The organism is Telluria sp. PB2R4 (assembly GCF_059685695.1).
The window spans coordinates 553,081-565,597 of the sequence record NZ_JCASIC010000002.1; the positions used below are offsets into that span (position 1 = coordinate 553,081).

6 protein-coding genes are annotated in these 12,517 nt (G+C 54.3%); all 6 read left to right on the top strand.

Annotated elements, in window-relative coordinates; all coding sequences use genetic code 11:
• Positions 1–339 precede the first annotated feature (339 nt).
• The 6 genes from AC56LU_RS05975 to AC56LU_RS06000 all read left to right on the top strand — a co-directional run bounded on the left by AC56LU_RS05975 (position 340) and on the right by AC56LU_RS06000 (position 12,512).
• Positions 340–3,867 carry a hypothetical protein gene (locus AC56LU_RS05975; protein ID WP_497174686.1) on the top strand — a complete coding sequence of 1,176 codons (3,528 nt, stop codon included), beginning with the start codon at positions 340–342 and terminating at the stop codon, positions 3,865–3,867.
• A 384-nt stretch (positions 3,868–4,251) separates the two neighbouring features.
• Positions 4,252–6,093 carry a type I restriction-modification system subunit M gene (locus AC56LU_RS05980; RefSeq protein ID WP_497174687.1) on the top strand — a complete coding sequence of 614 codons (1,842 nt, stop codon included), beginning with the start codon at positions 4,252–4,254 and terminating at the stop codon, positions 6,091–6,093.
• A complete protein-coding gene (locus tag AC56LU_RS05985; protein WP_497174688.1) occupies positions 6,090–7,433 on the top strand; it encodes a restriction endonuclease subunit S in 1,344 nt (447 codons plus the stop codon). Before AC56LU_RS05980 ends, AC56LU_RS05985 begins: the two co-directional genes overlap by 4 nt.
• The gene (locus AC56LU_RS05990) at positions 7,430–8,368 is read left to right on the top strand and encodes a DUF5655 domain-containing protein (RefSeq protein WP_497174689.1); all 939 of its coding nucleotides are present in this window, start codon (positions 7,430–7,432) and stop codon (positions 8,366–8,368) included. The genes AC56LU_RS05985 and AC56LU_RS05990 overlap by 4 nt, the downstream gene beginning before the upstream one ends.
• A gap of 44 nt (positions 8,369–8,412) precedes the next feature.
• A complete protein-coding gene (locus AC56LU_RS05995; protein WP_497174690.1) occupies positions 8,413–11,532 on the top strand; it encodes a type I restriction endonuclease subunit R in 3,120 nt (1,039 codons plus the stop codon).
• A 110-nt stretch (positions 11,533–11,642) separates the two neighbouring features.
• Positions 11,643–12,512: a hypothetical protein gene (locus AC56LU_RS06000; RefSeq protein WP_497174691.1), complete on the top strand. Its 870-nt coding sequence runs from the start codon at positions 11,643–11,645 to the stop codon at positions 12,510–12,512.
• The last annotated feature ends 5 nt before the right edge of the window (positions 12,513–12,517 follow it).

Genomic DNA, 12,517 nt, shown 5'->3' on the forward strand with positions numbered 1-12,517 from the left:
CGATTCCTGTCGTCGAGGGCCCGACTCCCATCGGCCACCCTGATAATTCCAGCACTTAGCCCACTTTGTGGAGTGGGCTTTTTGTTTTGGGCAATAGTGTGGGCGCCTTGTAGGAAATGCGCAACCTTACGTTACCGCTCGTACCTTGGCATGGCCAAGGTACGCAGGAGTAGCGCGTTCCTCCGCGTACAAAGTTCTACAACTGCCTACCCGAAGCAGTATCTTCCTACGCAATCACTACGTTCTCTTGCCAACTAGCAAGGTATACTGACGTCCGTCGAATGCACCCACGCAAATTACAGCACCGAAAGAATTCTGGCTTATGAGGTTCAAACTCGGATGAAAAAACGTATTAAGCTCGCACTTCAAGGGGTGCGCTCTCTGGCAAAGCTCGATCAAATAAGTGTCAGCGCGATACGAAATAACGTGGCAGCAATTGCGCTCATCGTGCCACGCACCTACGGCGCTATGAGCAGCTGGCTAAGCATGCCCTGGTCTGTACAAAGAGTTGTCCTGCAAAATGAGAGGGAGTGGCGAAAATTTAATCGCTATCGCAAAAGACTCGCGCATTCTCGCATTGAACGAGAACTATTTTTCGCAGGTGAGCATCCCCTCAGATTCTCTTTCTCTTTATTTGCTCTTGTCGCTGTTTACTGGACTCTTTTCCAGCTACTGCCACCGGATTGGCTTACCGCGACATGGGGGAAGTGGGCTGCTTCCGAGCAACTGACTTATTTTTCGACGCTGTGGTCCGTTCAAACAACTTTCGCAGCGATGGTTTACCCCATAGTCATCGCGTTTGTAACGGTCTTCTTACAACGACGGCCTGCGGCCGAGACTTTCGTCCACCTTTACATGCTGGATACGGGCGCCCTTGCAGCAGGATTGTCCTCTGTGACACTAGTGCTCGTAATGGCTGCACAGTATTTTTTATTGCCAAGCTACGGCACTGCTTGGCTTCCGATGTGGGTAGCACTTGACGCAGGATGGTTCCTCCTAAATACCGCACTCACGGTCTATTTTTTGTTTAGAACCGTAGAGTTTTTGCGACCGGAGGTACAACAGCAGGTTATTCAGCGTTATGCAGTGGCTGTTGCCCTACCAAGGGACGTAATGAGATTAAATGCGTTCCAAGTGTTTGCTCAGGCGCAGAAGAACGGATGGATTCCAGCCCCGTGTCAATTTGAAGATGCAAAAACGGACGGTCCGAAAGTGCTTCTCAGCACTTTCAGTTTCCGCAAAGGCGACACCCAAGGAACATATCGGCTTCGAGAGCCATCCCGGCTAATAGATGTGCGCTTTTTCCCGTTACGTGTTGTTATCGCTTCTTGGATGTACGCAGCTCGGAAATGGCCGAAGCCGTTAGACGATGAAAATCGTATGTTTGCCTGGCCGCTCTTAACTGTCCCAGTAACGCCTGGCCGTGTTTACCGAGACTCTCCCCCATTAGCAAATGTTGACTCTGGCCCACAGCTACGTTTTTGGCAACGCTGGCTGTTCCGATTCTCGTATATATATCAACCTCTTCGGAAGGAACGCCTTGGTATTCAAGTCAAAGCGATTCTTGACGAATTGGAGGCTGATGCGCGTGTGGCTGCCGGACGTGCAGATGTCGAAGCCTTTGAACGCGCGTATGAAACGCTCACCGACCTGCACAAACTTTTACTGGGTGCATGTCTTGCAAAATCGGACAACGGAAGCATTGGCAGTTGGGCTCTACTACCTGACATGGAGACCTTTACTAACCGCGCGCTACATGTCAACTGGTCTGACGCTTACAGGTCTGTTTTCTCAGCAGCTATTGAGACAATGCTGAGTGATACGCGGCCTATTCGCCGCCTATGCTACGTTGTACAACGCCTTTCAGGTGAAGATTTGTACTCGTCGCCCTTGGAAGTTCGCGAAAACATCATGAAATTGCCTCCATTAATGATGTATCAGCTAGGAGCATGGTGGGCCAAACGGGTTGAAGAACAAGGTGTAATGACGCATGGCCCCCACAATATGGCGGTTCTTCGCGCTCCGTTTCATCGTGTCTACGAAGAGGTAATATCGACCTTTATTGGCGGCTGGGAAGGTGCGCGAAAGACCATTGCGATGATTCCAGACGCATCGGAAGAACTAGATTGGGTGTCTATGCCAACACTAGCTCGCCTCAATGCCGCACATATAGAAGAAACCGCTAGGATGCTCCTTAGTGCAGTTATAAGCGGCGACCGAGTAGCCGCCGAGTGGTTTGCCGATGCACTTTCCAAGTGGTGGGGCTCCAAGTCCTACGAAAACGAACCTTTTGCACTGTACGGAAAGACAAAATATCTGACTATTGACCACTTAAATTTTGAGTGGGATACCCTCTATAACCTTATCGACCTTGATGAGCAGAATGTTCAATTTAGTGGTGGCAAAAGCGCAATGCAACGAGGTATTCTGCGCGGTGTTCTTTACAACTATTGGAACGACATTCGATTATTAGTTATAGAAATGCTGCTTTCATATGCTCTGCATGACGAATCTCCATCCCCGACGCTTGAAGAATCTTTAACATTGGAAGTTGCAGCTGGAATGCTCGGTGGGAAACAGTGGCATGGCGGCGGTACACTCTCGCACCCGCTCAGTGAATTTTCCGCATCAAGCTACCTTAACGCTAAGATTAGACAATACGTAGGCGATGGACAGAGGTCCGGAGGGTATACCGGACGGCTCGACGGATTTGTTGAGCGCATCAAAAACATGGAACGACCACATATGGTCACCTCTCGAACATACTCGTTCTCGGGCGCTGATGATGTTGCATCACTTCAAGAGCAGCAGCTAATATTGTTCTTAGCGCTTTCTAGTGCAAAGTGGGCTCCAAGCGAATCGCTGCGATATCAAATCGGTGTTTGGATGTCAGACCAATACCACAATATTGAGACACTTCGCTATCGAATTCCCGAATGGTTGCGACGCGTAGAAATCGAAGAAGAAATTGGTGTAAAAGTGCTTCCCGCCTTAATGCATCGCTTGAAAAAAGAGTACGATTCTGCCCAAGCGCTCAGCCATGTAAAGAATGGCCTTGAAGCACTGCGAACATTGATTGAAGGCAAGAGAACGGAGTTGCTTGCGGCAGAGCCAGTTGATGCTGAAAGATTAGCTGAAATTTCCGATGCTGCGTCGCGCAAAGGGTTCAATATAGAAACTGGCGAGTTTCCTTTGCATTTATTTGACACTATTAAATTCACTGATGCAAGCCTAGAGAATTTTTCTCTTAAAGTAAAAGAAATTCGCAAAGGCGAACTTACCCGAAAAGAACTGGACCAGCGCGCGGTGAATGAGGGTGAGTATTGGGCGACCACAATCGCCCAACAGGTTGCAATTGTTCTATTAACTGATGTACTCAAACGCTGCGCCAAGCGGGAAGCTTTTGTTCCAAATGCAGAGACTTATTGGACTACGTTAAAAATTGAAGCGGCAGCCATTCGCGCTCGCGGGGAGCAACCTATTTTGTTGCTTAATAATGCAACGCGACCTGAATGGATATGGCAATGGCAGCACGCTGATTTTGGAAGTAGATATATAAGGCCTGATGACCTTCGAGTGCAACGGCATGAGGGACGTGGTCACTCATATGTATGTACGCTTAACGAAACCGATGTTTTTGTAGCACCTATTAGGGCTGGAAAATCTGTTCTTCTCGCGAAAGAATCTTTCAACGCAGTGACTTTCCAAGAATTCAGCCAAGGACGTTTCGTAGATACATCAGTTGACAAATGTGACGATGCCAAACTATTGGTAGACCTAACGCTGACCTTTTCTCGCGACGTAGAGGTCGGAACCCAAGAGGTTGTTTTGTTAAATTACATTGGCGACAGAGAGGGAGCATCGTGAGATGCATTCTCCGCAAATAGCTTATGGAAACTAAAGCTTAGAATGCATGGAATGGCTTCGCAAGGGGCTTCGTCAGAGCGGTCCAGATCCCTTACTGTTGCCGTGGAATCGAGTCCATCAGCCGCCCCAAGAATTTGGCATTAAAGCAAACGGTGCATGCGCTAGCGTATGGCTCTTTCTTGTTGTCTCAGTGAATTTCTGGGCGGTCTAAGGACAGCGTAGGGGTTTCTGAGGAGTGACTCTTTGAGCGTTTCTCTGCCTTGGGCCGGTCTCAATTCGACTTCGGTGTCTCATTGAAACCAATGCATCGTTTTACCCCTTCGCCGATGTCTTTGAAGATGTTAGGATATTTGTTTCCAATTAATAACATCTCGACGATACCTCATGCACCATCAGGCCCTGTCCTCTTTCATCTGGTCCGTCGCCGACCTTCTACGCGGGGACTACAAGCAGTCCGAATACGGCCGCGTCATTCTTCCCTTTACGGTGCTGCGCCGCCTGGACTGCGTGCTGGAGGCAACCAAGCCGGCGGTGTTGGCCGAGTTCGACGCCAAGACCAAGGCCGGCCTGAATCCTGAGCCTTTCTTACTTCGAAAGGCCGGCCAGAGCTTCTACAACACTTCCCCGCTGGACCTTGTGAAGCTGCTGGGCGACCAGGACCACATCCGCCAGAACCTTTACGCTTACGTCCAATCCTTCTCGCCGGCGGCGCGAGACATTTTCGAGCGCTTCGACTTCTATACACAGGTGGAACGCCTGGCTAAGGCCAACCTACTCTACCTCGTCACCGAGAAGTTCGCCAACATCGACCTACACCCCGAGGCCGTGGACAACACCAGCATGGGCCTCGTGTTCGAGGAGCTGATTCGCAAGTTCGCCGAAATCTCGAATGAGACGGCCGGTGAGCACTTCACCCCGCGCGAGGTCATCCGCCTGATGGTGAACCTGCTGTTTATCGAGGACGACGACGTGCTCACCCCCGGAAATGCCGTAGTGCGCACCATCTATGACCCGACAGCTGGCACCGGCGGCATGCTTTCGGTCGCAGGTGAGTACCTGCTAGAGCACAACCCTCAGGCCCGATTGACCATGTACGGCCAAGAGCTCAACGACGAGTCCTACGCCATCTGCAAGGCCGACATGCTCATTAAAGGCCAAGACGTAGCTAACATTGTCCCTGGCAACACACTCAGCGATGATGGCCACGGCGCGCGCAAGTTCGACTATATGCTGTCCAACCCGCCCTTCGGCGTGGAGTGGAAGAAGGTCGAGAAGGCAATCCGTCAGGAGTACGAGAGCAAAGGCTTTGATGGCCGCTTCGGCCCGGGACTTCCGCGCGTGAGCGACGGCTCCATGCTGTTCCTGATGCACCTGCTCTCCAAGATGCGCCCAGCGCAGGACGGCGGCAGCCGCTTCGGCATCGTGCTCAACGGCTCGCCGCTGTTCACGGGCGGCGCCGGCAGTGGCGAGAGCGAAATCCGCCGCTACGTACTGGAGAACGACCTGGTGGAGACTATCGTCGGCCTGCCCACCGATATGTTCTACAACACCGGCATCGCTACGTATGTCTGGATTGTCTCTAACAAGAAGCCGGCCGACCGCAAGGGCTTTGTGCAGCTCATCGACGCCAGCAGCTTCTGGCAGAAGATGCGCAAGAGCCTTGGCAGCAAGCGCAAGGAGATAAGCGACGCGCATATCGCCGCCGTTACGCGCTTGTTCGGTGACTTTACCGAAGCCGAGCTGGTCACGGTGTTCAATGCCGCTGGTCAAGCGCAGGGCGCGCCGCAGCTCATCACGAGCACCGACGCTGCACCCACCGCACCTGCGGGAGGCAAACTCAAGCGCGTCCCTATTTCGCGCATTTTCAGGAATGAGGAATTCGGCTATACCGCCATCACCATCGAGCGGCCATTGCGCGACGAGGATGGAAATCCCTTGCTGGGCGTGAAGGGCAAGCAGAGAGGCAAGCTCCAGCCGGACAGCGCCATGCGCGATACCGAGAACGTGCCGCTGACTGAGGACATCCAGGCATACTTCGAGCGCGAGGTGTTGCCGCATGCACCTGATGCGTGGATTGATGCGGAGAAGAGCAAGGTGGGGTATGAGATTCCGTTCAATCGGCACTTCTATGTGTTTGAGCCGCCGCGTAGCTTGCACGCCATTGACGAAGAACTGAAGGCGGTGTCGGCCAACATCATGAAGATGCTTCAGGAGTTGGCGGAATGAGTTTACCCAAGTATGGGCAGTACAAGGACAGCGGCACGGATTGGCTTGGAGAAGCACCAAGTCATTGGCGAGTCGCTCCGCTTTGGACGCTATTCCGGCGTACTAAGCGAACGGGCTTTGACAGCGAACAGCTGCTGTCCGTCTACCGCGACTTTGGCGTTGTGCCAAAGGCAAGTCGCGACGACAACAATAACAAGCCTTCGGACGACCTCTCTGTCTACCAACTGGTCGAACCAGGTGACCTTGCAATCAACAAGATGAAGGCCTGGCAAGGAGCCGTGGCAATTTCGGAGCACCGTGGCATTGTCAGCCCAGCATACTTCATCTACGAGTCGACCCACAGCGAAAGCTCGCAATATCTCCACTACCTGCTTCGGTCACCTCGCTACATTACAGGCTACCTTTCCCTCTCTAAAGGGATTCGAACGAATCAATGGGACCTAGAGCCGCAATACCATTCGCGTATGCCGGTGCTTCTACCGCCGAAGGATGAGCAAACCGCCATCGCTGCCTTCCTCGACCGCGAAACAGCCAAAATCGCCGCGTTGATTGCCGAGCAGGAAAAGCTTATTGCCCTGCTAACCAGTAAGCGCCAGGCCACCATCTTTCAAGCCGTCACCAGAGGCCTCAACCCAGATGCGCCGATGAAGGATTCCGGCGTGGCTTGGCTGGGGACGGTTCCGGCTCATTGGGAGGTAGCAGCTCTCAAGCGATACTGGAGCGTCACGGACTGCAAGCACATCACAGCCGAGTTCGTAGACGATGGCTATCCGTTAGCAAGCATCAGGGAAGTACAGTCCAGATTCGTTTCACTTGATACTGCCAAGCGAACTACGCGCCACTTCTATGAGCAACTGATTGAAGGCGGCCGGAAGCCATTGCCCGGCGACCTCATATTCAGTCGCAATGCCACTGTCGGTGAAGTCGCGCAGGTCGGCGAGCTCCAACCAGCTTTTGCAATGGGACAGGATGTGTGCTTGCTGCGTCGATTATGTGAGAGTTCGTCCAGCGACTTTATGCAGGCTGTGATTCGCTCAAGCATCGTGACCGAGCAGTTGAAGAACATGATGGTGGGTTCGACGTTCAAGAGGGTGAACGTGGAAGAAATCCGTTGCTTGCAAGTCCCTGCACCACCACCTAGTGAGCAGGCAAGGATTGCGGTGTTCATCATTAACGAAACTATTAGGCTCGACCTGCTTAGGGCAGAAGCCGAGCGCGCCGTCAGGCTGCTCAATGAACGCCGCTCCGCTCTCATTGCCGCTGCAGTAATCGGCCAAATCGATGTGCGGAGCGCGGTATCGCACACTACGGTTGAAGACAGAGAGGCAATTGCGGCATGAGCGACATCCAACTCTTCCGCCTGCACGACGCCGGTGCCGTCAGCGAGCTCGTCAGCCAAGCTGCGCCACTGGAAAAGACCCTGCAAACCCTCATCGAAGGTCAGATGGAGACCTTCTTGGGCGTGCGCTTCCTCGCCAGCGAGTACGCGACCGGCAAAACGCACAAGGGCCGAATCGACTCGCTAGGGCTGGACGAGAACGGCTGTCCGGTCATCATCGAGTACAAGCGCCATAGCAATGAGAACGTCATCAACCAGGGCCTGTTCTATCTCGATTGGCTACTGGACCACCAGGCCGAGTTCCGCTGGCTCGTGATGGAGAAGCTCGGCAAGGAAACCGCCGAGCACATCGAGTGGGCGGGCACGCGGCTATTGTGCATCGCGGCTGACTTCACCCGCTACGACCAGTACGCGGTGCAGCAGATACCACGCAATATCGAGCTCATCCGCTACAAGCTGTTCGGAGACGACCTCTTGTTGTTGGAGCTGGTCAACGCTCAGAGCGTGCCGGACGCCACGGCCGTCAAGCCGGCACCGACTGAGGCACCACCCACCCAACAGGAAACGTCAAAACCGGCAGGAAAGGACAAGTCGCTAGTCGAGCAATTGACGCTGGCCACGCCGGAGATTAAAGCGCTCTACGAGCAGACCACATCACTGCTGCTGTCGTTGGGCGACGACGTGCAGGAAAAGGCACTCAAGCTCTACACGGCCTTTCGCCGGCTGAAAAACTTCGCCTGCGTCATCGCGTACCCGAACCGCCTGCTTATCACACTCAAGCTCGACCCGATTACAGTCGCTCTCGAAGAAGGTTTCAGTCGCGACGTCAGCCAAGTAGGCCATTGGGGCACGGGAGACGTGGAGCTTTGCTTGCACAGTCCTGCTGACCTGCAAAAGGCCCAAGCACTGTTGGAGCGCAGTTACGCCGAGAACTGAGCGCCGCTCAAGCATTCGCATAAGAAAACGGATAAGGGAAGAGCATGAGCCAGAACCTGCACCAGGAACACCACTTCGAGACCGAAATCTGCACCCATCTGGGAGCCAACGGCTGGCTGTACGAGGAAGACGATGCCTCGCAATTCGACCGCACCAGCGGCCTGTTCCTGCCAGACCTTCTGGTCTGGGTGGAAACGACACAACCCGATAACTGGCAGCGCCTGACCAAAACCCATGGCGCTGCACTCCCTCAGGTTCTGGCTGAGCGCGTGCGTAAGAACATGAACGAACGCGGCACGCTCGACGTACTGCGCCGGGGTGTGGAAATGCTGGGCCTCAAGGAGCCGCTGGAGCTGGCTCAGTTCAAGCCGGCGCTGGCTATCAATCCGGCCATCCAAGCAAAGTACGCAGCCAACCGGCTGCGCGTGGTGCGCCAGGTCCGCCACTCGCTCAACAATCCCAAGGACGAACTGGACCTAGTGCTGTTCCTTAATGGTATCGCCGTAGCCACGGTAGAACTGAAAAGTGACTTCACCCAAAGCGTGCACGACGCCGTCGACCAGTACCGCTTCGACCGTCTCCCGCAGCCCAAGGGCGGGGTGCTAGAGCCGCTGCTGGGCTTCCCTGGCGGTGCACTGGTGCACTTCGCGGTGAGCCAAAGCGAGGTGATGATGTCCACGCGGCTGACGGGGCCGGCAACGACCTTCCTGCCCTTCAACCAGGGCAACGCCGGCGGCGCTGGCAACGGCCCCAACCCGGACGGCTTCGCCACGGCCTACTTGTGGGAGGAGGTCTGGGCGGTTCATAGTTGGCTGGACATTCTGCACCGTTACCTCATCTGCAAGCGCAACGACAAGAAGCAGCCGCAAGCGGTCATCTTCCCGCGCTATCACCAGCTCGACGCGACGCGCAAGCTAGTTGCCGATGTGCTGGACAAGGGGCCTGGCGAACGCTACCTGATTCAGCATTCAGCGGGCTCGGGCAAGACAAACTCGATTGCTTGGACGGCGCACTTCCTGGCCGACCTACACGATGCCCAGCACAACAAACTGTTCGACAGCGTGCTGGTGGTCAGCGACCGCACGGTGCTGGACGCGCAGTTGCAGGAGGCTATCTTCGACTTCGAACGCACCCACGGCGTGGTGGCCAACATCATCAACGAGCACGGCAGCAAAAGCGCGCAACTCGGCCAAGCGCTCAAGGGCGGCAAGAAAATCATCGTCTGCACCATCCAGACCTTCCCGTTCGCCTTGCAGGCCGTGCAGGAGCTGGCGGCTACTGAGGGCAAGCGCTTCGCAGTGATTGCCGACGAGGCACACAGCTCGCAAACCGGCGAAGCGGCAGCCAAGCTCAAGCAACTGCTCTCGGCCCAGGAATGGGCCGACCTGCAGGACGGCGGCGAGGTGGACACCGAAGCGCTGCTCGCCGCGCAAATGGAGGCCCGCGCCGGAGTGAAAGGCCTGACCTACGTGGCCTTCACTGCGACACCGAAAGCCAAGACGCTAGAGCTGTTCGGCCGCAAGAGTCCGGACGGCCTGCCGCAGCCTTTCCACGTCTACTCGATGCGCCAGGCCATTGAGGAAGGTTTTATTCTTGACGTGCTGAACAACTACACGAGTTACAAGCTGGCCTTCAAGCTAGCCCATGACGGACAGGAGTGGGACGACAAGGCGGTCGAGCGCAGCACGGCGATGAAGGGGCTGATGCAGTGGGTACGGCTCCACCCCTACAACATCGCCAGCAAGGTGCAAATCGTCGTCGAGCATTATCGCGAGAACGTGCAGCCGCTGCTGGAGGGTAAAGCCAAGGCGATGGTCGTGGTCGGCAGCCGCAAGGAGGCCGTACGCTGGCAGAAGGCCATCCACGCCTACGTCGCGCGGCAGAACTACCCGCTTGGCGTGCTAGTGGCTTTCTCGGGCGAGGTGCATGACACGGAAAGTTTCCCCGAGGCCGTGACAGAGACCAGCGATGCCTTGAACCCCGGATTGCGTGGCCGGGACATCCGCGAGGTATTCAAGGGTGACGACTACCACCTGCTACTGGTGGCGAACAAGTTCCAGACCGGCTTCGACCAGCCGCTACTGTGCGGGATGTACGTGGACAAGATGCTCGGCGGTATCCAAGCTGTGCAGACGCTCTCGCGGCTGAACCGCGCTTACCAGGGCAAGGACACGACCTACGTGCTCGACTTCGTTAACGAGCCATCGGAAATCCTCAAGGCCTTTAAGACCTATTACGAGACTGCCGAGATGGAGGCAGTCACCGACCCTCACCTGGTCTACGACCTGCGCGCCAAACTGGACGCCGCCGGCTTTTACGACGACTTTGAGGTGGACCGTGTCGCTAAGGTCGACCTGGACCCGAACGGCACGCAGAAGCAGCTTGACGCCGCCATTGCGCCCGTGGCCGACCGCCTGCTCAAGCGTTATAAGGCGGCGCAGCAGAACAAGCTGGTGGCCGAAGAGAAGCATGACGATAAGGCCGCGCGCGCCGCCAAGGACCAGCTGGAAGCGCTGCTACTTTTCAAGAACGACACGGGTGCTTACGTGCGGCTCTACGCCTTCCTGAGTCAGATTTTCGACTACGGCAACACCGACATCGAGAAGCGCTTCCTGTTCTACAAGCGCCTTACGCCGCTGCTGGACTTCGGCCGTGAGCGTGACACGGTAGACCTCAGCAAAGTCGTGCTCACTCACCATACGCTGAAAAGCCAGAGTAAGCAGCGAATGGGACTGAGCACAGATGGTACTTATAAGCTACCTCCAATGGATGCTGTCGGCAGTGGCGGCGTACAGGAAAAGCAGCAGGCATATTTAGCCGAAATCCTTGAAAAGGTGAACGGCCTATTCGAAGGTGAACTCTCCGATGATGACCAGCTGGTTTACGTTAATGGTGTGATTAAAGGAAAACTGCTAGAGAATGAAACTCTAATGCGCCAGGCTGCGAGCAATAGCAAAGAGCAGTTCGCCAGCTCTCCTGACCTCAAAGATGCAGTGTTGAACGCGATTATGGACGCATTTGATGCCCACCAAATTATGAGTACCCAAGCCTTAGGTTCCGAACGTATTCGAGACGAACTACGAGACATTTTGCTCGGGCCTGCACGGTTGTACGAGGCTTTAAGAGGGAAGACTGTGCAAGAAAGAGCGAGCTCACAGCATTGATCATTACTCAGTCGTTAGCGCAAGAAAAATAGTGACAAATTTTGACGACTTGCCACACGACGAATAACGGCAAAGCATGGCCCCTTACGTAAATTTCTAAACGTAATCATATGAAAAACAAAAGCATTGCGCTCATTTTTCTTGCAGCATGTAGCACTACCTTTGCAGCAAGCCCAGCTGCCGAAGCTTCAAAAGAAAAAGAACACCCAGCTGCCAATACTGAGAGTGTTCAGTTATCCAACAAAGGTGTTGCTGATGGAGTACTCACTCAAGTGCCAAAGACAGATAAGAATATTGGTGACGTCAAAAATGTACCGAATTCCAAACCTGAGGCAGAAAAGCCACGCAACGCCGAGCAGGTTCAATCTCTACCTTCAAACCTTGGATTTTGGATAACCTTCGTCGCAGTTGTAGCGGGCAGCATAGTCAACTGGCGGCTAAGTAACCGGACGATGAAAAATCAAACCACTGAGGCCACCAAGAGTCGGCAAGCAGACCATCAAAATAAAGTCTCGGAGTACCGCCATGCATGGCTTCAAGAGTTACGCAACACGGCATCCGAGCTGATAAAAGTAATTAATGAAGGACAATCCGCACTCATGCGCCTAAATTTAGCCAGAGATTACCGGGAGGCTGCATTGCAACAGGGGGACGAAGTACTAGAAAGAGAGAACTACGAACAGGTTCGTCTAGCGTACACAGATGAGCGAGTAGCGGCCTCAGAAATACATAAGTACGTCGCTAAAATTAAGCTTATGTTCAAAAAAAATGACCCTCAAGCGGTGACTCTTTTCACACTTCTAGACCAAGTTTTAAAAACCATTGGCGACCCGAATGTTCGTGCACTAGACAATAAGATAATTGAAGACATTGTCGTCGAGCTGCAAATCATCTTAAAGTCTGAATGGGAAACAACTAAAGCGCGCATGTGGCAAGAGCCAACTGACATCACAAAAAGCAAAACAATGTTGACTCTGTGAGCTTG